This window comes from Streptomyces sp. Tue6028, from assembly GCF_002300165.1.
Classification (GTDB): domain Bacteria; phylum Actinomycetota; class Actinomycetes; order Streptomycetales; family Streptomycetaceae; genus Streptomyces; species Streptomyces siamensis.
Genome location: NZ_MLCE01000003.1, coordinates 153,520 through 174,249, shown reverse-complemented (window position 1 = coordinate 174,249; position 20,730 = coordinate 153,520). Strand labels below are relative to the sequence as shown.

At 72.3% G+C, this 20,730-nt stretch carries 16 protein-coding genes; 7 read left to right on the top strand and 9 right to left on the bottom strand.

What is annotated here, in order from left to right; all coding sequences use genetic code 11:
* Positions 1-104: 104 nt before the first annotated feature.
* The 3 genes from BKI49_RS02690 to BKI49_RS02680 all read right to left on the bottom strand — a co-directional run bounded on the left by BKI49_RS02690 (position 105) and on the right by BKI49_RS02680 (position 2,206).
* Positions 105-710: an Rv1733c family protein gene (locus tag BKI49_RS02690; protein ID WP_179332306.1), complete on the bottom strand. Its 606-nt coding sequence runs from the start codon at positions 708-710 to the stop codon at positions 105-107.
* Between the two features lie 185 nt (positions 711-895).
* Positions 896-1,720 (bottom strand): MOSC domain-containing protein, encoded by an 825-nt coding sequence (locus BKI49_RS02685; protein WP_095932617.1) that lies wholly within the window; start codon positions 1,718-1,720, stop codon positions 896-898.
* A gap of 45 nt (positions 1,721-1,765) precedes the next feature.
* Positions 1,766-2,206 (bottom strand): DUF6643 family protein, encoded by a 441-nt coding sequence (locus tag BKI49_RS02680; RefSeq protein WP_028799613.1) that lies wholly within the window; start codon positions 2,204-2,206, stop codon positions 1,766-1,768.
* 294 nt (positions 2,207-2,500) lie between these two features.
* Between BKI49_RS02680 and BKI49_RS02675 the strand changes: the two genes are divergently transcribed.
* Positions 2,501-3,922: a TerD family protein gene (locus BKI49_RS02675; protein ID WP_179332305.1), complete on the top strand. Its 1,422-nt coding sequence runs from the start codon at positions 2,501-2,503 to the stop codon at positions 3,920-3,922.
* Positions 3,923-3,927: 5 nt separating this feature from the next.
* On the opposite strand, the gene BKI49_RS02670 is transcribed toward BKI49_RS02675, so the two are convergent.
* Entirely contained in the window at positions 3,928-5,103 is a 1,176-nt protein-coding gene (locus tag BKI49_RS02670; protein ID WP_179332304.1) for a glycosyltransferase, read from the bottom strand.
* A 54-nt stretch (positions 5,104-5,157) separates the two neighbouring features.
* Here BKI49_RS02670 and BKI49_RS02665 point away from each other — a divergent pair, with 54 nt between their 5' ends.
* Together BKI49_RS02665 and BKI49_RS02660 are read left to right on the top strand one after the other, a co-directional pair.
* Positions 5,158-5,967 carry a glutamate racemase gene (locus BKI49_RS02665; protein ID WP_179332303.1) on the top strand — a complete coding sequence of 270 codons (810 nt, stop codon included), beginning with the start codon at positions 5,158-5,160 and terminating at the stop codon, positions 5,965-5,967.
* Positions 5,968-6,137: 170 nt separating this feature from the next.
* Positions 6,138-6,683 (top strand): hypothetical protein, encoded by a 546-nt coding sequence (locus tag BKI49_RS02660; RefSeq protein WP_095932614.1) that lies wholly within the window; start codon positions 6,138-6,140, stop codon positions 6,681-6,683.
* A gap of 46 nt (positions 6,684-6,729) precedes the next feature.
* Here BKI49_RS02660 and BKI49_RS02655 read toward each other — a convergent pair whose 3' ends face one another.
* The gene (locus BKI49_RS02655) at positions 6,730-7,764 is read right to left on the bottom strand and encodes an O-antigen ligase family protein (protein WP_095932539.1); all 1,035 of its coding nucleotides are present in this window, start codon (positions 7,762-7,764) and stop codon (positions 6,730-6,732) included.
* 239 nt (positions 7,765-8,003) lie between these two features.
* Between BKI49_RS02655 and lnt the strand changes: the two genes are divergently transcribed.
* The 4 genes from lnt to BKI49_RS02635 all read left to right on the top strand — a co-directional run bounded on the left by lnt (position 8,004) and on the right by BKI49_RS02635 (position 13,162).
* Positions 8,004-9,617: an apolipoprotein N-acyltransferase gene (gene lnt, locus BKI49_RS02650; RefSeq protein WP_095932538.1), complete on the top strand. Its 1,614-nt coding sequence runs from the start codon at positions 8,004-8,006 to the stop codon at positions 9,615-9,617.
* A 36-nt stretch (positions 9,618-9,653) separates the two neighbouring features.
* On the top strand, positions 9,654-10,127 hold the full coding sequence (locus BKI49_RS02645; protein ID WP_095932537.1) for an NUDIX hydrolase: 474 nt from the start codon (positions 9,654-9,656) through the stop codon (positions 10,125-10,127).
* Positions 10,128-10,187: 60 nt separating this feature from the next.
* Positions 10,188-10,988, top strand: a complete 801-nt coding sequence (locus BKI49_RS02640) for a 3-hydroxybutyrate dehydrogenase (protein WP_095932536.1) — start codon at positions 10,188-10,190, stop codon at positions 10,986-10,988.
* A gap of 248 nt (positions 10,989-11,236) precedes the next feature.
* Positions 11,237-13,162 carry a helix-turn-helix domain-containing protein gene (locus BKI49_RS02635; protein ID WP_095932613.1) on the top strand — a complete coding sequence of 642 codons (1,926 nt, stop codon included), beginning with the start codon at positions 11,237-11,239 and terminating at the stop codon, positions 13,160-13,162.
* 75 nt (positions 13,163-13,237) lie between these two features.
* Here the strand turns inward: BKI49_RS02635 and BKI49_RS02630 are convergent, their stop codons facing one another.
* From BKI49_RS02630 to BKI49_RS02615, 4 genes are all read right to left on the bottom strand, one after another.
* A complete protein-coding gene (locus BKI49_RS02630) occupies positions 13,238-14,638 on the bottom strand; it encodes an MFS transporter (protein WP_095932535.1) in 1,401 nt (466 codons plus the stop codon).
* A gap of 192 nt (positions 14,639-14,830) precedes the next feature.
* Positions 14,831-17,866: a SpoIIE family protein phosphatase gene (locus tag BKI49_RS02625; protein ID WP_257004587.1), complete on the bottom strand. Its 3,036-nt coding sequence runs from the start codon at positions 17,864-17,866 to the stop codon at positions 14,831-14,833.
* Positions 17,867-18,241: 375 nt separating this feature from the next.
* Positions 18,242-19,132 (bottom strand): MBL fold metallo-hydrolase, encoded by an 891-nt coding sequence (locus tag BKI49_RS02620; protein ID WP_095932534.1) that lies wholly within the window; start codon positions 19,130-19,132, stop codon positions 18,242-18,244.
* Positions 19,133-19,296: 164 nt separating this feature from the next.
* Entirely contained in the window at positions 19,297-20,655 is a 1,359-nt protein-coding gene (locus tag BKI49_RS02615; protein ID WP_095932533.1) for a diacylglycerol/lipid kinase family protein, read from the bottom strand.
* Between the last annotated feature and the right edge of the window lie 75 nt (positions 20,656-20,730).

The following is a 20,730-nucleotide window of genomic DNA, read 5'->3' as shown; positions in this document are numbered from 1 at the left end:
CGCCCAGGTCCCTGCCGGACAGCCTCTCACGACGGTGCCGAACCGCTCGGCCGGTCCACCGTAGCGTGCGCGGGGACACCGGGATGACCGTAGCGGGAAGGCCGTCAGCTGCCGGTGCCTGCCTTGCCCCAGTCGGGACCCGCCTTGTCCCATGCCTGGTCCCAACGGGCGTACCGTCCGCGGACCATGCGCCAGACGATCATGCGCCTGGCCCCTTCGACAAGTCCCGCGCACAGCAGTCCCGCTCCGATTCCTGCCAGCACGGCGTGTGTCGTCGCGGTGGCGCCGTCCAGCGGGCGGCCGACTATGTTGCCGTGGGTGTCGGTCCAGAGCCTGAAGTGGTCCCCGTGACGGGGGGACTTGAGGTCGGCTATCACCGCGCCGTGCTGGGCCGTGCCGTCCGGCGCCGTCCAGTCGGCCAGGACGCGGCTGTGGGCGTCCCGCGAGGACGACGTCTCCGGATCGGGCTCCAGCGGACTGCGGGACAGCTCCTTGACGACGGTGGCCGCCACCAGGTGGTGCGTCCTGTGCTGGTCCCGAACGGACTGCTGGAGGGCGTCCTGGGCCGAGGCGCCGACCGCGGCCCCGACGAGGGGCGCGACGGCGAGGACCAGCAGCACGGCCGCCAGGCCCAGCCAGGCCTCCACGAGATCGGTCGTGCGGCGCAGCGGATTGTGCCGCCAGCGCCAGAGTCCGCTGATCGCTCGCACCGTCCCGCACCCCCCTTCCGCGTCCGTGATAACCCGCAGCAGGTCCGTCCACGCGGCAGCCCGGGGAAGAGAGAGCGAAATCACCCTCCCCGTGGCCCTCTCATGGACTTCTCATACTCTCAACGCTCGTGCCCCGGGCAGGGGTTCCCCCTCGGTGCCCCTACTTACGGAACTCGGCCGCGAGGCTATTCGAGGACGGTGACCGGATCCCCGACGCGCAGCGTGCCGCGGGACTCGGGCACGAGATTCTGACCGAAGATCAGCTGGTTCCCCACGCGGCGGTGGCGCCCGAGCGTCCGCAGGGGCTCCTTGCCGCGCTCCGCGGAACTCTGGTCCGTGGTGGTGACGACGCAGCGGCCGCACATCTTGGCGACCCGGAAGGTGACCTCGCCGATGGCGATCCTCGACCAGTCGTCCTCGGCCCAGGGGTCGGTTCCGGACACGACCGCGTTCGGCCGGAAACGGTTCATGGGGAGGGGGCCCTCGTGGGCGTGGTCGCCCTGCGCGATCAGTGAGTTGAGGGCGTCCAGCGAGGCGAGCGTGGTGACGAGCAGGGGATAGCCGTCGGCGAAGCTGACGGTCTCACCCGGGCGTGCGAAGTCCGGGTCGACGGGACGGCAGGTGGCCGGGTCGTCCATGTGGACGAGACGCACGTCGGTGCCCAGATAGGCGCTGCACCACACATGCGCGGCGTCGTCGGCGAGGACGCCCTCCACCTTGTCCCCGAAGATGTCGAGCACCGTCGTGCCGGCGCGCGCGGGCACGGTGACGTCGATCGGCTCGCGGCCGGGCCCGGACAGCCGCAGGCCGCCGCCGGGCAACAGCTCGGCGGCGGCCAGTGCGAGACGTGGCTGCTGGCGTTGCGTGACGACCTTTCCCCCGTCGTCGATCAGTGCCCAGCGGCGGTCTCCGGCCAGCCCCCAGGGCTCCACGACGGCCTCCCGGGGCGACTCGCCCCGGAACGCCTTGACCGGATGGACATGGATCGAGTGCAGTTGCGCGTTCCCCATGACCGCCATGGTGCCAGCAGGCACCGGTGAAACGTCGCGGATACCTCAGTAGCCGCGGTACTGCTGCCCGTTGTACGGATCCTGGTAGGGAGCCGGGGCGGGTCGCGGGGCCGCGGGGCGCATCGCCTCGTAGCCCGTGCCGGTCGCCATCGGGCGCTGCTGCTGCGGCTGGGGGCCGGGGTAGCCACGCGGGCCGGCCGCCTGCTGCGGGATGTAGGGAGCCGGGGCCTGTTGCAGCGGAGCGGGCTGCTGGGCCTGCGGGTACCCGTAGGCGGGTGCCTGCTGGGACGGGCCGGCGGGCAGTGCGGGGAGTGCCGACGGCAGGGCAGGGAGATGGCTGCCCGTCTCGTAGGCGGAGGGGACCCGGATCGGTGCGATCTGGGGAGTGCCCCGCTCGGCGACGAGAGAGTCGTAGATCGGGGTGTCCGGGAAGAAGGACGGCGCGGAGTAGTAACCGCCGCCGTATGTGGAGCGGGGGGAGGTCATGGCACATAAGTTAAGCCCACGATGTGCTGGTTGGGGAGACCGATAAGAGGGTTGTTTTCCGTGTCGGCAGTGACGCGGGATCCCCAATCCGAGCGAACTCGGCAAAAAAGGACGTCGAACGGCGCTCGGATCGTGTAAAGGCCGAGTTCGCGGCGGGTTACCGGCGGTTGACCACGGATCTTCCTGCACGGGTCATGGGAGTTCTCCGGGGTGGGGGATTAGGTTGTGCGGGAAACGGAGCCGGCGGACCGGCCGCGCGGCGGCCCGGTACGGAGACACGTGATGGGGGCGTACATGTCAATGTCAAAGGGAGCGAATGTTCCCGTGCCGACGACCGCGCTGCGCGTCGAATTGGGATGGCGTTCAGGACCCGGTGTGCCGGACGCGGATGCGTCGGCGCTGCTGCTGGTCTCGGGCAAGGTCCGTTCGGACGGCGATTTCGTCTTCTACAACCAGCCCGCGCACGCGTCCGGCGCCGTGCGGCACGAAGGCAAGCGGGACGCGGGCGGGCAGGTCACGGACGCGCTGCTGGTCGATCTGACGCGGGTGGAGTCCGCCATCGAGACGGTGGTGCTCGCCGCCTCCACCGACGGGAGCGCCTTCGGGCAGGTGCCCGGCCTCGGCATCCGCGTGCTCGACGCGCAGCGGGGCACGGAGATCGCGCGGTTCGACAGCACCGACGCCACCGTCGAGACCGCCTTCGTCCTCGGCGAGTTCTACCGGCGCCAGGGCGCCTGGAAGTTCCGCGCAGTGGGGCAGGGTTACGGCAGCGGGCTCGAAGGACTGGCCACCGACTACGGGATCACGGTGGACGAACCCCAGCACGCCGCACCCCCGGCCCCCACCGCACCGCCGGTGGCCCCGCCCGTGACCATGCCGCCGCCGGCACCGCCCGTGGCCCCCTCGCCCTACGCGACCACTCCGCCGCCCGCGCCGTACGGCAGTACCCCGCCGCCCGCTCCGTACGGGAGCACGCCCCCGCCCGCTCCGTACGGCAGCACGCCGCCGCCGGCCCCCTACGGCGCGCCGCCGCCCCCCGCCCCGTACGGGAGCACGCCCCCGCCTCCCACCGTCCCGGTCAGCCTCTCCAAGGTGACGCTGACCAAGGAGGCCCCCTCGGTCTCGCTGACCAAGCAGGGCGGCACCTCCGGCGCGATGCGCGTCAATCTCAACTGGCAGGTGCGCAAGCAGTTCTCGGGATGGGGCAGCAAGCGGGGCCGTGCTGTCGCGATGCACTCGGACCTCGACCTCGACCTGTGCGCGCTGTACGAGCTGTCCGACGGACGCAAGGGCGTCGTGCAGGCCCTGGGCAACGCCTTCGGGGCGCTGCACCAGCCGCCGTACATCCATCTCGACGGGGACGACCGCACGGGGGCCGTGGCCAGTGGGGAGAACCTCACGATCAACCTCGACCACAAGCAGAGCTTCCGGCGCATCCTCATCTTCGTCACCATCTATGAAGGGGCGCGCTCCTTCGCCGACCTGCACGCCACGGTGACGCTCCAGCCGTTCAGCGGCGCTCCGGTCGACTTCTCCCTCGACGAGTGCACCGTGCCCTCGACCGTGTGTGCCCTCGCCCTCATCACCAACACCGGCAACGACCTCATCGTCCAGCGCGAGGCCCGCTACCTGGTCCCGGAGCGCGGAGTGAGCCCCCAGCGCACCGTCGACTACGCCTACGGGTGGGGCATGAACTGGACTCCCGGCAGGAAGTAGGGCACTCAGCTCTCCTCGAGCGCGGTGTCGGGGCGGGCGTAGGTGCGGCCCTTCCAGGCGGCACCGCGCCCCCTGTAGTGCTGCACCGCCGAATCGACCGTCATGAGGAGGTACAGGAAAGCGGTGACCGGCAGCAGCGGGGCCTGCCACGCGGGCTGCCGGTAGTAACGGAGCATCGGTACGTACGTCGCGCCCATCACGATCCACGCGAGCCCCCCGGCCACCGCCGCCCACACGCTCCCGGCGGCGAGGCCGGCCACGAAGGCGATCGGCGGCACCAGGTACACGACGGCGAGGCCCAGGACCGTCCCGGCCAGCAGCAGCGGGCTGTGCCGCAGCTGCGCGTAGGCGCTGCGCGAGACCATGCGCCACAGGTCGTGCAGTCGCGGATAGGGGCGCACACTGTCCACCCGGTCGGCGAGCCCCAGCCAGATGTGACCCCCGCTCCGCTTGACCGCCCGCGCGAGCGCGACGTCGTCGATCACGGCGTGCCGGATGGCGTCCGGGACCTGTGCCCGCTCGGCGGCGTCGGCGCGCAGCAGGACACAGCCGCCCGCCGCGGCCGCCGTGCGCGCCCTCCACACGGAGATCCAGCGGAAGGGATAGAGCTGGGCGAAGAAGTAGACGAACGCGGGCACGACGAGTCGCTCCCAGGTGCTCTCCACGCGCAGGCGCGCCATCTGCGAGACGAGGTCGTACCCCCCGGTGCGGGCCGCCGCCACCAGCTCCCGCAGGCTGTCGGGAGCGTGCGCGATGTCCGCGTCCGTCAGCAGCAGGTACTCGGGTTCACGCGCGCGTGCCAGGGTGATTCCGTGCCGCACGGCCCAGAGCTTGCCCGTCCAGCCCGCGGGCGGCTCCCCGGGAGAGTCCACGGTGAGCGGCAGCCCGCCGTGGCGTTCCGCCAGCTCCCGGGCCAGCTTCCCGGTGCCGTCCGAACTGCCGTCGTCGACGAGGAAGACCTCGGCGCGCCCCGGATAGTCCTGGGCGAGGAGGGACGGCAGGCTCTGGGGGAGGACGGTGGCCTCGTCGCGCGCGGGCACGACGACACAGACGCTCGGCCATTCGTCCGGGTCCCGGCGTGACGGCAGTCGTACATCCGTACGCCAGAAATAGCCCTGGCCGAGCAGCAGCCAGAGCCACGCGATCAGCGATATCACAGCGACAAACACCACGGCGCTCACCCACCGCAGTCTGCCCCACGACGGGTGACGAGGCGGATCGTCTATGGTGACCGGGTGAAGATCGCGCTGATGGACTCCGGAATCGGACTGCTCGCTGCTGCCGCCGCGGTACGCCGACTGCGGCCCGACGCCGATCTCGTGCTCTCCTCGGACCCCGGCTCCATGCCCTGGGGACCCCGCACACCGGAGGACGTCACCGCGCGCGCCCTCGCCGTCGCCGAGGCCGCCGCGCGACACCGTCCCGACGCCCTGATCGTGGCCTGCAACACGGCCTCCGTACGCGCCCTGCCCGCACTGCGGGCGCGCCTGGAGCCGGAGGTGCCCGTCATCGGCACCGTGCCCGCGATCAAGCCGGCCGCCGCCGGCGGCGGCCCCGTCGCGATCTGGGCCACGCCCGCCACGACCGGAAGCCCCTACCAGCGCGGACTCATCGCCGAGTTCGCGGACGGGGTGAGCGTCACCGAGGTGGCCTGCCCGGGGCTCGCCGACGCGGTGGAGCACGCGGACCAGGACGCCATCGACGCCGCGATCGCGGCGGCCGCCGCGCACACTCCCGAGGACGTAAGGGCCGTCGTCCTGGGCTGCACCCATTACGAACTGGTCGCCGAGCGCATCCGCGCCGCCGTGCAGCGGCCCGGACGCCCGCCGCTCGTCCTGCACGGCTCGGCCGGTGCGGTCGCGGCGCAGGCACTGCGCAGGATCGGTGAGGCGCCGAGGCCGCAGGCCCCCGCCGACTCCGTCGTGACGGTGCTCCTCGGCGGCGAAGAAGGGTCGCTGCTCGCGACCGCGCTCAGCTACGAGGAAGGCCGGGTGCTCTCGGCCGTCGGTCCCGCGCTGACCGAAGGTCACCGTCCGACACGCTGAGCAGGGCCGGCCCCGCGACCACTTCCGGTGACGGGCCGGACGCGCTGCGTGCGACGTCCGAGCACTGCCGGTCACGGTGTGAACCCCCTCCGTACGGGGATCGTCCGCCGGGGCCAGTGACGCTCCGCAAGCCCGTGCCCGCGCAGCGGAAGCTGAGTACCCTCGTAGACATGAGGGACCACCCCCACGGCGAAGGCACCCCGCATCCGGAGGTCTGGACCGGGCGTGCGACGAACCGCGTCCAGTGGCTGCCCGCCCTCGGCGGAGCCGCCTGCCTGGCGCTCGGTATCGAGCTGGCCGTCGACTCCGCGTGGACGTCGGGATCGGCCCCGCTCATCATGTCCGTCGTCGGCTGCATCGCCGCCGGACTGCTGATCATCTTCGGCACGCTCGCCTTCCTGCACGTCGCCGTGAAGGTGGACAAGGACTGCCTCGAAGTGCGCTGCGGTCACATCGGACTGCCGCGCCGTCGTATTCCGCTGTCCAGCGTCGTCGGCGCCGAATTCGCGCCCAAGGTCACCCCACGCCAGTGGGGCGGCTTCGGCTACCGCTGGCGGCCCGAGAAGGGGACCGCGGTGATCGTCCGGCGCGGTGAGGGCGTGGTGCTGCGCCTCGGCGACGGACACACCTTCACGATCACGGTGGACAACGCCGAAGCGGCGGTGCGCATCATCCGTGACCACCTGCGGCCCGGCACGCCCGGCACGGTGCACTGACGGTCCCGCCGGTCGGCGCGGCCCTCATCGGCCAAAGGCCGCCGGATCAGCGGATGGTGTCGGGGAGGTCGTCCGGCCCCTCGGCGGCCAGCGGCCGTGCCGTGGCCAGGCCCGCCAGCAGACCCGCACCCGCCGTCACCGTCGTGAAGCTCAGCGCGTTGCCGATCGAGGCGATGGCCGCCAGCGCGGTGAGTGACGCACCGGCCGTCAGCGCGACCGGAGTGGAGCGCGGAGTGCGCCACAGCGCGTACAGCATCCAGCAGAACGCCGCCGCGAGCAGCGCCACGCCGATCACGCCCTGCTCGGCCGCCTGCTGCAGGGGAGCGGAGTGGGGCTTGCCGTCGGGGAGCAGCGACTGCGTGACCGTCGGGCTGAGCTCTCCGTAACGTCCGGGTCCCACGCCCAGGACCAGTTCCTGGTGGGCCAGCCGGAGCGCGTCGTGCCAGAGCAGGACCCGGTGCCGGGTCAGCTGTCCCTCCAGGGAGGCCGTCGGGCCGTCGGGCAGGGCGTCCTCGGCGATCGCCCAGGTCAGTCCCGTCACCAGCGCCGCCGCGCCGGCGAGACCCGCGAGTCCCAGAGCCCGGTGGTGCATCCGGGCGGCGGCGAGCGAGCAGAGCAGGACCCCGGCACAGGTGGCGAAACCGGTGGTCGACCCCAGCACCGCCGCGGCCACGGTGATCCCGGCGGCGAGCAGACGCAGGGCGAGGCGAGGTCCCGGAGTCTGCGCCGCCCAGGCCGCGCAGCAGGCCGCGCCCGTGGCGAGTGTCAGCAGTGCCGCGGTGGCGCCCGAGTGTCCGAGCTGGAGGGTGATCTGCGGGCCGGGAGTGGCGATCGCGAGCCCGAGTCCGGCGAGCGCACCCGCGCACGGGGCGGCGACCGGAAGAAGCACCCCGAAGATCCGCCCCGCCGCGTAACCGGCGGCCACGGCGAGCACCGCCAGCAGGACGCCCTCGGGCCGGCCGCCGTGCGCGGTCGCCGTGACCAGTGACCAGGCGGCGCAGGCCGCGAGCACGACGACGCCCAGGCCGTCCGAAGCGCTGCGTCTTTCGCCCGCGGCGGCGGGATCGGCCGCGGACGCCATCCCGGTGGACCCCACTCCGTCGACCCCCCGACTCTGCCGGGCCCCGGCCGTCGTGACCACATCCGGCCGCACGTCAGAGGCTCGGGCACACCGTAACGGGTGATGCGCAGGTTTGTGGACATGTTGCGCAGAAACGTTGCAGCGCGTGTATGAGGAGAGCCCCGGCGGCCGGCCGGACTCCCGCAGAGCGGACGAGACCGTGCTGTCGGCGCCCTGGTCACGCGCCGTACACTCCCCGAGTGACCGCCACCGCAACCACCGTAGACGAGCCGGATCAGCTCGAACCCCAGGCCGCGCCCGCCTCGCGCGGGGCCGCATGGGTGCGACGCCTCGTCCCGGCCGCCGTAGCGGCGCTCTCCGGAGTGCTGCTGTACGTCAGCTTCCCGCCCCGCACGCTGTGGTGGCTCGCCCTTCCTGCCTTCGCGCTCTTCGCCTGGGTCCTGCGCGGTCGCACCTGGAAGGCGGCACTGGGCCTCGGCTATCTGTTCGGCCTCGGATTCCTGCTGCCGCTGCTCGTCTGGACCGGCGTCGAGGTCGGCCCCGGTCCGTGGCTGGCGCTCGTCGCCGTCGAAGCCGTGTACGTCGCACTCGTCGGCGCGGGCATCACGCTCGTGTCCCGGCTGCCCGCCTGGCCGCTGTGGGCGGCCGCCGTGTGGATCGCGGGAGAGGCGGCACGCGCGCGTGCCCCCTTCGGAGGCTTCCCCTGGGGCAAGATCGCCTTCGGCCAGGCCGACGGAGTCTTCCTGCCGCTCGCGGCGGTGGGCGGTACTCCGGTGCTGAGCTTCGCGGTCGTCCTCTGCGGATTCGGGCTGTACGAGATCGTGCGTCTGGCCGTCGAGGGCCGGCGTACCGGAGCGGTCCGCAAGGGTGCCGCGGCGGTGGCGCTGCTCGGCGTGGCCGTGCCCGTCGTCGGTGCGCTCGCCGCGCGGACGCTCGTCAGCGACAAGGCGGAGAAGGGCACGACGACCGTCGCGGTCATCCAGGGCAACGTGCCGCGCGCGGGACTGGACTTCAACTCCCAGCGGCGTGCCGTTCTCGACCACCACGCGCGGGAGACGGAACGACTCGCCGCCGAGGTCAGGGCCGGCAAGGTCGCGAAGCCCGACATCGTGCTGTGGCCGGAGAACTCCTCCGACATCGACCCGTTCACCAACGCCGACGCGCGCGCCGTGATCGACGGTGCCGCCCGGGCGATCGGTGCCCCCATCTCGGTGGGCGGCGTCGTCGAACGGGACGGCAAGCTCTACAACGAGCAGATCCTGTGGGGCCCCGAGAAGGGCGCCGTCGACACGTACGACAAGCGGCAGGTGCAGCCCTTCGGCGAGTACCTCCCGCTGCGCTCGCTCCTCGGTGCCATCAACAAGAACTGGACGACCATGGTGCGCCAGGACTTCAGCCGCGGCACCGAGCCGGGCGTGTTCACCATGGACGGCGCGAAGGTCGGTCTCGCGACCTGCTACGAGGCGGCCTTCGACTGGGCCGTGCGCGACACCGTCACGGACGGCGCGCAGATGATCTCGGTCCCCAGCAACAACGCGACCTTCGACCGCAGCGAGATGACCTATCAGCAACTCGCCATGTCCCGCATCCGCGCCGTCGAGCACAGCCGCACGGTCACGGTGCCGGTGACGAGCGGCGTCAGCGCCGTGATCATGCCGGACGGCAGGATCACCCAGAGGACCGGGATGTTCGTGGCCGACTCGCTCGTCCAGAAGGTGCCCCTGCGCACCTCCGAGACCCCGGCGACGAAGCTCGGCATCCTTCCCGAGATGGTCCTGGTCGTGCTCGCCGTGGGCGGGCTCGGCTGGGGCGCGGCCACGGCCGTCCGCGGGCGGCGCGGCTCCGACGCCTGACGGGAGGCGGCCGAGCCGGGCCGTTAGGGTCGGGGCATGGCTACTCCCGACTTCATCCGCACGATCCGGGCCTCCGCGGGGCACCAGTTGCTCTGGCTCCCCGGCGTCAGCGCCGTGGTCTTCGACGACGACGGCAGAGTGCTGCTCGGGCAGCGTTCGGACAACCACGAGTGGGCGCTGATCTCCGGGATCCCGGACCCGGGGGAGCAGCCGGCGGCCTGCGCCGTACGCGAGGTCTACGAGGAGACCGCCGTACGCTGCGTGGTCGAGCGCGTCGTCCTGGTCCGGGCCGGGAAGCAGGTCACCTTCGACAACGGCGACATCTGCCAGTTCATGGACACCACGTTCCGGTGCCGTGCGGTCGGCGGTGAGGCCCGGGTCAACGACGACGAATCGCTGGAGGTCGGCTGGTTCGACGTGGATGCCCTGCCGGAGCTCCGGGACACCGCGCTCTTCCGGATCAAGCAGGCCCTGTCCGACGGACCCACATGGTTCGACCCTACGACCTGACACCGAACTGTGTGTGGTGACCACATCGGTCGGCGCGTGGGTGCTGCCTAGGGTCAAGTCATGACCGCGCCCAGCGCCCACCAGGGCCCCCACGCCCCCGCACTCGATCTCGGCGGCCGCACCGCGCTCGTCACCGGCGCCGCGGGCGGCATCGGCCGCGCCTGCGCGCTGCGGCTGGCCGCCGCCGGAGCCAAGGTCAGAGCGGTGGACCGGGACTCCGCGGGCCTGGATGTGCTCGCCGAGCACGCACACGGCCTCGCCGGAACCGTCGAGCCGCACGTCCTCGACCTCACCGACCTCGACGCGGCGGAACAGGCCGCGGCGGGCACCGACGTCCTGGTCAACAACGCCGGACTGCAACTGGTGCGCCCGATCGAGGAGTTTCCGCCCGACGTCTTCCACACCGTGCTCACCGTGATGCTGGAGGCGCCGTTCCGGCTCATCCGCGGCGCCCTGCCCCACATGTACGGGCAGGGCTGGGGCCGCGTCGTCAACGTCTCCTCGGTCCACGGGCTGCGCGCCTCGGCGTTCAAGTCGGCCTATGTGGCCGCGAAGCACGGACTCGAAGGGCTCTCCAAGACCACCGCGCTCGAGGGCGCGCCTCACGGGGTCACCTCGAACTGCGTGAACCCCGCTTACGTGCGGACCCCCTTGGTGGAGAAGCAGCTCGCCGATCAGGCGCGGGCGCACGGGATCCCGCGCGAGCAGGTCCTCAGCGAGGTGCTGCTCCAGGACAGCGCGGTCAAGCGGCTGATCGAACCGGAGGAGGTCGCCGAGGCGGTGGCCTATCTGTGCAGCCCGCAGGCGGCTTTCATCACCGGTACGTCCCTGGTGCTGGACGGGGGCTGGACCGCCCACTGAACCGTGATTCCCGCTCCCGCACGCCGGCCGCACCGCCACCCGTGCCGTCCGACGCAGGCCGGAGCACCGTCCGCACCGCTGTCCGCGCTGCCGGCCGCCTGCCGTAGCGCCCCGCGCGCCGCCGGCCGCCGGTCGCGGGCAGCGACCCGAGCCGAGCCGTGCCGGTCGCGACCGGCCGGTGTCCGGTGCGGGCCGGGAGTTGTCCACAGGCCGGTGGCACCGGCCCCGAGATGCGCAATCCTGTGACCATGTCCCGCGATCACGTCCCCTCCGTCGAGTCCTTCGCCGACAGCGCCGAGGCGCCGTTCCTGGAGCTCCTGGCTCGCGGCGCGTCCGCCGACGCGTACGAGCAGCCGGTGCTGCTCGCCCGCGCCGAGGGCCGGTCCGCCGAGCGCGTCGCCGCGCTCGACCGGGCCCGGCTGCTCGCCCTGCGCGTGCGCTCGGACATGGAGGGCCGGCGCCGACGGGAGGCCGAGCTCTCGGCGCTGTTCGAGACGGCGCACGACCTGGCGGGCCTGCGCGACCTCGATGCCGTGCTGCAGGCGATCGTCCAGCGGGCCCGCTCACTGCTGAGCACCGACGTCGCCTACCTCAGCCTGAACGACTCGGACCGCGGCGACACCTATATGAGAGTCACCGAGGGCTCGGTCGCCGCGCGCTTCCAGCAGCTGCGCCTCGGCATGGGTGAGGGCCTCGGCGGGCTCGTCGCGCAGACCGCCCGTCCCTATGTCACCGACGACTACTTCAAGGACGCGCGCTTCCAGCACACCCACACCATCGACGCGGGCGTGCGGGACGAAGGACTCGTCGCGATCCTCGGTGTGCCGCTGATGATCGGTTCCCAGGTCATCGGCGTCCTGTTCGCCGCGGACCGCCGTGCGCGGGTGTTCGAGCGCGAGCAGATCGCCCTGCTCGGCTCGTTCGCGGCCCTGGCCGCCGCCGCCATCGACACGGCGAACCGGCTCGCGGAGACCCGTTCCGCACTGGACCGCCTCGGCCGCGCCCACGAGATCATCAGGGACCGCAGCGGAGTGATCGAGCGGGCGTCGGACATCCACGACCGGCTCGCCGAGCTCGTGCTGCGCGGTGGCGGAGTGCACGACGTGGCCGCCGCCGTGTCGGAGGTCCTCGACGGTGCCGTCGAGTTCGCCGAGGCGGACGAGGCACCGGCCGCCGCGGTGGAGGCGTCCCGCGCCGACGGCCACGCCGTGCGGCACAAGGACGACTGGGTCGCCGCGGTCGCCGCCGGTGGCGAGCTGCTCGGCGCGCTGGTGCTGCACGGGCATCCGGGCCTGGACCCGGTCGACCAGCGCACCCTGGAGCGCGCGGCGATGGTCACCTCGCTCCTTCTGCTCGCCCGGCGCTCGGCGTCCGACGCCGAGCAGCGCGTCAGGGGCGAGCTGCTGGACGACCTGCTGGACGCGCGTGACCGCGATCCGCGTCTGCTGCGCGAGCGGGCCGCCCGACTCCAGGCCGATCTCGACCGGCCCCATGTCGTGCTGGCCGCCCGGCTGGACACCGCCGCCCTGGACGCCGACCGCGAGGCGGCCGGACGCAGACGCCTGTGGGCGGCCGCCTCCCATCTCGCCACCACCCGGCACGGACTGGCCGCCGCCCGGGACGGCGGCACCGTACTGCTGCTTCCCCTGGAGACCGGTGACACCGCGACGGACCTGGCCCGGCGTACGGCGCGGCACCTCGGCGGCGCGGTGAGCGAAGGGGTCACCGTGGGCGCCTCCGCGCCCGTCGAGCAACTCGCCGCCCGCCCCGAAGCGGTGGCGTCGGCGTACGCGGAGGGGCAGCGCTGTCTGGAGGCCCTGCGGCTGCTCGGCCGCACCGGGGACGGCGCGGCCGCCGAGGACTTCGGCTTCCTGGGACTGCTTCTGGCCGGGGACCGGGACATCTCGGGATTCGTCGAGCGCACCATCGGAAGCGTCGTGGACTACGACGAACGCCGCGGGACCGATCTGCTGCGCACCATGGACGCCTATTTCGCGTGCGGCATGAGCCCGGCCCGCACGAAGGACGACCTGCATGTGCATGTGAACACGGTGGCGCAGCGGCTGGAGCGGGTCGGACGGCTGCTGGGGGACGACTGGCAGAGCCCCGCGCGCGCCCTGGAGATCCAACTCGCCCTGCGGCTGCACCGGTTGTCGACCACCGCACGGCGCTGACCCCCGTGCGCGTCGCGCGCACGGGGGTCAGCGAAGGGTTTCCCTTCGGCGCGGTGCGAGGACCGGGCCGGAGGCTCAGGCGGTGCGGGCGTCCGCCTTCTCCGCCGCGGCGGGACGGTTCTCGACCGGCGCGTCCACATCGGCCAGATCGCGGTGCCTGGTCTCCTTGGCACAGCCCACCGCGACCAGCGTCAGGACGGCCGCCGCGATCACGTACAGGGAGATCATGGTGGAGCCGCCGGTGGAGTCGAGCAGCGCGGTGGCGATGAGGGGCGCGGGCGCACCGGCGGCGACCGAGGCGAACTGCGCGCCGATGGAGGCGCCGGAGTAGCGCATCCGCGTCGCGAACATCTCGGAGAAGAAGGCCGCCTGCGGCGCGTACATCGCGCCGTGCAGCACCAGGCCGACCGTGATGGCGAGGATCAGGTTCCCGAAGCTGCCGGTGTCCACGAGCGAGAAGAAGGGGAAGGCCCACAGCCCGACGCCGGCGGCGCCCAGCAGATAGACGGGCCTGCGGCCGATCCGGTCCGAGAGCGCGCCCCAGGCCGGAATCACCGCGAAGTGCACGGCGGACGCGATGAGTACGGCGTTCAGTGCCGTCTGCTTGGAGACGTCCGCGGCGGTCGTCGCGTACACGAGGACGAAGGCGGTGATCACGTAGTAGCTGATGTTCTCCGCCATCCGGGCGCCCATCGCGATGATCACGTCCCGCCAGTGGTGCCGCAGTACCGCGACCAGCGGCAGCTTCTCCACCTCCGAGTCGTCCGAGGTGGCCGCCTTGCGGGCCTCGGCCTGCGCCAACGCCTGCTTGAACACCGGGGATTCATCGACCGAAAGACGTATCCACAAACCGACCATCACCAGGAGGCCTGAGAGCAGGAACGGGACGCGCCAGCCCCAGGAGCCGAACGCGTCGTCGGACAGGGTGGCGGTGAGCAGCGACAGCACACCGGTGGCCAGGAGCTGCCCCGCCGGCGCGCCGGTCTGCGGCCACGAGGCCCAGAAGCCGCGGCGCTTGGCGTCTCCGTGCTCGGACACCAGCAGGACGGCGCCGCCCCATTCGCCGCCCAGCGCGAATCCCTGCACCAGGCGCAGCGTGGTCAGCAGCACCGGTGCGGCCGAGCCGACCGTGGCGTGCGTGGGCAGCAGTCCGATCGCGAACGTCGCTCCGCCCATCATCAACAGGCTGATCACCAGCAGCTTCTTGCGCCCGAGCCGGTCGCCGTAGTGCCCGAAGACGAGCGCGCCGATGGGCCGGGCCGCGAACCCCACCGCGTACGTCAGGAACGAGAGCAGCGTGCCGACGAGCGGGTCGGAGTCAGGGAAGAAGAGCTTGTTGAACACCAGGGCGGCGGCGGAGCCGTAGAGGAAGAAGTCGTACCACTCGATGGTCGTGCCGATGAGGCTCGCGGCGACGATGCGCTTGAGATTGGCGGGAGTGCCCGGGGATGGGGGAGCGGTTGCTGCGGAGGCCATGTGCGCCACTTCCTCGTGTGCGGTGGGGACGGGTACGTGTCGGCACACGGTAGGAACACGCAGGTCGGGCGCACATGTGGTGGGACAACATACTTCGGGGGCGGTCTGTGCGTGCAACCCCCATGCCGTCTCAGGGAAGGGCGGTTCAGGGCCTCGAAGGTCGACGAAAGGAGCGCCGCCTCGGCGCAATGATCAGGCCGAGGCGCTGGGGAGGGGCTGTTCGGTCCAGATGGACTTGCCGGTGCGGGTGTGGCGGGTGCCCCAGCGCTGGCAGAGCGCGGAGATGAGCTGCAGGCCGCGGCCGCCCTCGTCGGTGGCGGAGGAGTGGCGGATGTGCGGTGTGGTCAGACTGGCGTCGGAGACCTCGCAGATCAGTGCGCGGCTGCGGAGCATACGCAGCCGGATGGGCCCATAGGCGTGCCGGACGACGTTCCCGACCAGCTCGCTGACCAGGAGTTCGGTGGTCATGATCAGGTCCTCGTCGGCGAGGTCCCAGTCGGAGAGCTGGGCGCGGGCCAGGGTGCGGGCCTGGCCCGCAGCGACCGGGTCCTCGGGCAACGTCCACTCGGCGACGTTCTCCGCGTCCAGCGAGTGGGTGCGGACCAGCAGCAGGGCGGCGTCGTCGATCAACGCGCCGTGGGCGGGGAGGAGCGCGGAGGTGAGGGCGGCACACAGGACGTCCAGGTCGGACGCGTCCGCCGTCGAGTCCGGCATGGCCTGCACGGACTCGCGGAGCAGCTCGGCGAGGCGGTTCATGCCGGTGGTGACGTCCCTGTCCTTGCTCTCGACCAGGCCGTCGCTGTAGAGGGCGAGCAGGCTGTCGGCGGGCAGCAGGGTCTCGCGGGTCTCGAAGGGCGGAGCGGCCACGCCCAGCGGTGGGTCGGGGGTCATCGACAAGAAGGTGACGGTGCCGTCGGGGTGGGCCACCGCCGGGGGCGGCTGACCGGCGCTGGCGTACGACAGACACCGGGTCACAGGGTCGTAGATGCCGTACAGACAGGTCACGAAGGCATCGGTGCCCAGTTCGCCGACGATGTCGTTGAGGTGGCCGAGGATCTCGTCGGGCGGCAGCTCCAGCTCGGACAGCGTGCGGACGGCGGTGCGGAGCCTGCCCATGGTGGCGGCCTCGGCCATGCCGTGGCCCATCACGTCGCCGATCACGAGCGCCACCCGGGCCGCGGAGAGCGGGATCACGTCGTACCAGTCGCCACCGACGTCGGCTCCCTGCTTGGCCGACTGATAGCGCGCCGCCGTCGTCACCTCGGGCAGCTCGGGGAGTGCCTGCGGAAGCAGGCTGCGCTGGAGCGTACGGGCCCGGGTCGTCGCGTCGTCGTAGAGCCCGGCCCGCTCAAGGGCCTGTGCGATCAGTCCGCTGAGCGCGGTCAGCAGTGTTTGTTCGTCGTCGTCCAGCACGCGCGGCTCCTGGAAGCCGATCACCGCCGCGCCGATCCCGCGCCCCGATACGGCCAACGGCAGGAAGGCCCACGCCTGCTTGCCGCCCTCCTTGATCAGGATCTCGGTCCCCGGGTACCGCTTCAGGAACTCCTCGGGGGAGGACACACAGAGGGGCGTGCGGGTCCGCAGGGCGTCCACCACCGGGCTCGTGGTGTCCCGCAGCGTCCACTGCCCGTCCAGCAGTCGGGTGAAGTGGTCCGAATACCCCTGGGAGCCGATCACGTCCAGCCGGTCGCCGACCACGCCGAGCATGATGAGTCCGCTGGCCCCGAGGGGGGCCATCACGACGTCGGCCACCGCCGTCATCACGTCCTGGGCCGTGACGGCCTCGGCCAGCTCCCGAGTGATCTGCTGCACCAGGGAAGCGCGCTCCGCGGCCGCCCGCTCCGCGGCGACGCGTTCGGCCTCCCGCAGATGCCGCTCGGTGGTGTCGGTGATGTAGAGCGTGAGGCCTTCCGGCACCGGCACCAGCCGCAGGTGGTACCAGGACGCCCCGTCCGAACCGGGTACGTCGAACCCGGCCGGCCGGCCCTCGGCCGCCGTGGCCCGGCACCGCTGCTCCAGCCCCGGCACGGCACGCACCGCGGGAATGTCCCAGAGCACGGCTCCGGCCACATCTCCCGCGGCGCCCAGGAGCCGTTCGGCGGCCTGATTGAGAAATCCGATGCGCCAGTCCGAGTCCAGGGACACGAAGCCGTCACTCATGTGCCGCAGCGCCCGCCCCACCGACTCGGCGGCGGCATGGGTCTCACTGCTGTCCCGAAGGGTGCCGATCACCTTCACCGGCGTCCCCTCCGCGTCGGTGATCGTCCTGGCTCCGGCTTCGATCCAGATGTATGTGCCGTCCTGGCGACGGATCCGGTACTCGTTCTGGAAGCCGCCGCGCAGCTGGATGCCCGTGTCGAAGCCGGCCACCGCACTCGGCAGGTCGTCCGGGTGGATCAGCTCCGCCCACGCCTCGATGCCGCCGCCCATCACCTCCGGATCGATGCCGGGCAGCACCTCCTCGACGGGCGTGTCGGAGGTCAGCGCACCGGTGCGCAGGTCCCAGGTGTACGTGAGGATGGGCGCCCTTTCCCCGTCGTCCCACGGGGAGGCGGCATCCCGGGGTTCCGGCTCGTTCTCCAGGGCGCGCAGCAGCGTGGGGGACGGGTTGAGGATCCCGGACGACTTGAGCCTCTCGGACATCCAGGCCGCGACCTCGCTCAGAAACGCGCGCTCCGCCGCGCCGACCGTGGCGCCCGGTGCGAAGAGGACGGAGAGCGCACCGCGGCGCGAGCCGCCTCCCGCGATGGGGACGGCCAGGTGACCGATTCCGGCGGTGAGCCGGGCGGGCCACATGGCGGCAGGGTCGCGGCCCGGCACCGGGTCGGGCGGGGCCAGGTCGGGCTGCCAGGCGACGGTGTCGTTGCGGGCTGCCTTGCTGGGCGGCGCCGTGCCCCGTACCGGGATGATGAGCCAGGGCCGGGTCATCGACTCCGGCAGGCCACTGTCGGCGACCAGGTAGAGGATGCCGCTCATGCCGCCGCCCGGGAGATGCACCATGCCGCCCAGGCCGTGCACCTCGGCCACCGCCTGCTGGAGCGCGGTCAGCAGCACGTCGACATCGCGCCGGTCCTCGTCGACGGCATCGAGCAGCAGCATGCGTATGCGGTGTCGGTCCATGGGCAGTACGGCCTGTAGGGTCCGCAGGTCGTGCGTCTGGCGCAGCGGACGGGGGACGTGGGGTATGGACGAGTCGGTGTTCTCCGCGTCGCCGCCTCTAGTGTTCACCACTGTCGACTGTCGCCTCCGCTCACCGCTTGGGTAACCGCTGAGCCGTATGCGATCGGATATGGACCTACAGCGGTCTACATTCATCGCATCCAACCTAATTAGAACAACTTAGGCGATTTCATCCGCTCAGGTGAACCGTCTATGCCCGATCAACCGTATGTGGCGCCGGCTCACGCTGTGTCACCGCCGGGAATTCGTCCGCAGGCTCGGCGTCGCGGCGGTCCCAGTAGGCCCTTGAATCCGGCTGGAGAGCGGGACCGGGTAGGACGGTGAACCCGGTGATGGACGGCGGTGCCCAGAGAGGTGCCGTGTCGCGTGATCGCCGCTTCGATCAGGGCTCGGTGCGGCACGTACGTGCTGCCGCGCAAGGGGTCAGGCCGCCCGGAAGCGCTCGGGCTCCACCTTCTCGACCAGGCCTCGTCCGATCAGCCGGTCCAGGTGCTGGACCGCCGTCCGTCGTTCCACCGGCCGCACGTGCGGTCCCTCGACGTGCGGGCGATAGACGAGCCTGTGCTCCGCGATCTCGTCGACGGTCCGCGGCTCGCCGAGGAACGAGAGCAGCGCCGCCTCCCGCCGCTCGACGACGCCGGCGAACGCGTCCAGGCGCCGTCGGAACTCCGCGGCGCCCTCGATCACGCCCTTCTGGTGAGAGGTGCCGTACCAGCGCGCGTCGATCTCCCGGCAGCGGCGGATCGACGCCTCGAAGGCCTCGACGTCGCTGCCGAGGTCGCCGTAGAACGGGCCGAAGGACGTCAGGTCGATGTCCGCGGTGAAGAGGAAGCCGTCCGGCTCGATCAGGAAGCCGCTGTGGCCCGCCGTGTGACCGGGGAGGTGCACGACGCTCACCGTGCGCCCGCCGAGGTCGAACGTCGCGCCGTCCTCGAACCCCAGCGCGTCCGGACGTCCCTCCACGTGGAACTCGTCGCGCAGCCTCCTGTCGAAGGCCTCGACCGCGTCGGACGGGATGCCGAACCCGGCGACCATGACCTCGCGGGATCGCACCGCGTCGAGGTCACTGAGATGGGTGTGGACCGGCACGTCGTAGCCCGCGAGGCCGGCGATGTGGTCCTCGTGCGCGTGACTCACGAGGACCCCGTCCACGGCCGGCGCGTCCCCGACGAGCGACAGCGAAGGGTCGATGAGCAGTGATGCGGAGGTGCCTCGCACGAGCAGCGAGTTGCCGTACGGGTAGGCGCCCTGCCGGGCGCCCACGAGCACGGTGACCTCACCGTATTCCACCGCCGTGTATCCCCTGGAGTGCATGCTCGCGACCGTCCCGCCCTTCGATCCGGCAATCGTCCGAGCCTCGCGTCCGAGCGGTCTCGAACGTGGTTCGAGACCGTAGCAGCCACAACTGCCGAGCTCCGGCCGGGGCACCGGTGCGCAGCCATGCCCCGGCGGGATCGGCGGCCGGGGCCGAGCTCCGGTCAGGTGCGGGTCGCTCCCGGGGGCCTGCGCTCCGTGGGCGTGAACGCGAGGTCGACGAGCCGCCGCCAGTTCACGGGCGGTGCGGGAACCGCCACACCCGGGCGGTCGCGCGGCACCAGGACCCGCAGGGCGCCGGCGCGCAGCGAGCACACGACCGGCGTGGGCATCCGCAGAGCCTCACCGTCCACCGCCACCGGGATCGTGTCCTCGTCGGAGGTCACCTCGACCCGATGCGCGCTCATGACGGTCAGACCCTCCGCCTGTGTGCCCCGCACGGCCACGTCGGCGGCCTGCGCCGCGCCCTCCACCCGCACTGCCAGTACGCCCAGTTCACCGCCGTCGAGCCGTGCTCTGCGTCCGGCGCCACCGAGTTCCTCGGGGGAGACGTACGGGTTGTTGCTGACGAGCAGCGCCTGCTGGGAGGAGAGCACGGTGTCGTCGACCCGCGCGTCGAGCCTCCGTGCCTGGTCGCCCGCCAGCAGATCCGGCATGAGGTTCAGCGCGGTGGCCGCCTTGGCGTCGCGGTACTCGGGGCTCTGCACGATGTCCGCGTACACACCGAACGACACCGTGTTGACGAAGGCGCGGCCGGCGACGTCGCCCAGGTCGACCCGGATCTCCTCGCCGTCCGTGAGCGCGTCGAGGCAGCGGGCCGGGTCGGACCGGTCGAGGCCGAGGTCCATGGCGAAGTGGTTGCGGGTACCGGCGGAGACGACGAGGAAGGGCAGGTCGTGCTCGGCGGCGACCGCCGCGACCAGCGCCTGGGTGCCGTCGCCGCCCGCGACGCCGAGCAGATCGGCGCCCTCGGCCACGGCCTGACGGGCCAGCGCGGCGACATCGGCCGGGGCGGAGGGGTCGAGCAGGATCACCCGCGCCCCGAGCTCCGCCGCGCGCTCGGCGAGACCGAATCGGCCGACCTTGCCGTCACCGGACTTCGGGTTCATGACGATGACCGCCCGCCTCGGGCGGGGCGCGGGGACGGGGCGCTGCGACCGTGGCGGACGCGCCCTGCGCAGCGCGGACCGGCCGCAGGCCAGGGCCGTGGTCCAGCACAGGGTCGAGGCAAGTGCCGTCAGCCACAGGCCGCCGTGCGCGAACACCACCAGGACGCCGACGGGCGCGGCGACCGCGACGACGGCCCCGAACAGCCGCACCGCGCCCCGGTGCGCCAGGAACCACCAGCCGCCGGCCGCGCAGACGATCAGCCCGAGAAGCCCCGCCCCGACGATGAGCAACCCGCCCGCTCCCAGCGCGACCAGGAGGACCACCGCGGCGGCGACGGCCGCCAGGAGGGCGCACCGGGCGAGCAGCCGTCCGGCCGGCCCGGCGCCCGGGCTCGTCACCCGTGTCCTGCCCATGTCGTCCTCCCGACGTGGTGCCGATCCCGTTCCGGCCCGCGCGTGCGAGCGAGGCCGAGGCCCTGAAGGAAGACA

What these genes read in the sequence shown, in the direction of transcription:
- BKI49_RS02655 (WP_095932539.1), bottom strand. Translation starts at nt 7,764, where the DNA reads ATGGCGTCCGCGGCCGATCCCGCCGCCGCGGGCGAAAGACGCAGCGCT.
- BKI49_RS02615 (WP_095932533.1), bottom strand. Translation starts at nt 20,655, where the DNA reads ATGGGCAGGACACGGGTGACGAGCCCGGGCGCCGGGCCGGCCGGACGG.
- BKI49_RS02635 (WP_095932613.1), top strand. Translation starts at nt 11,237, where the DNA reads ATGTCCCGCGATCACGTCCCCTCCGTCGAGTCCTTCGCCGACAGCGCC.
- BKI49_RS02685 (WP_095932617.1), bottom strand. Translation starts at nt 1,720, where the DNA reads ATGGGGAACGCGCAACTGCACTCGATCCATGTCCATCCGGTCAAGGCG.
- BKI49_RS02675 (WP_179332305.1), top strand. Translation starts at nt 2,501, where the DNA reads ATGTCAATGTCAAAGGGAGCGAATGTTCCCGTGCCGACGACCGCGCTG.
- BKI49_RS02680 (WP_028799613.1), bottom strand. Translation starts at nt 2,206, where the DNA reads ATGACCTCCCCCCGCTCCACATACGGCGGCGGTTACTACTCCGCGCCG.
- BKI49_RS02620 (WP_095932534.1), bottom strand. Translation starts at nt 19,132, where the DNA reads ATGCACTCCAGGGGATACACGGCGGTGGAATACGGTGAGGTCACCGTG.
- BKI49_RS02660 (WP_095932614.1), top strand. Translation starts at nt 6,138, where the DNA reads ATGAGGGACCACCCCCACGGCGAAGGCACCCCGCATCCGGAGGTCTGG.
- BKI49_RS02630 (WP_095932535.1), bottom strand. Translation starts at nt 14,638, where the DNA reads ATGGCCTCCGCAGCAACCGCTCCCCCATCCCCGGGCACTCCCGCCAAT.
- BKI49_RS02645 (WP_095932537.1), top strand. Translation starts at nt 9,654, where the DNA reads ATGGCTACTCCCGACTTCATCCGCACGATCCGGGCCTCCGCGGGGCAC.
- BKI49_RS02640 (WP_095932536.1), top strand. Translation starts at nt 10,188, where the DNA reads ATGACCGCGCCCAGCGCCCACCAGGGCCCCCACGCCCCCGCACTCGAT.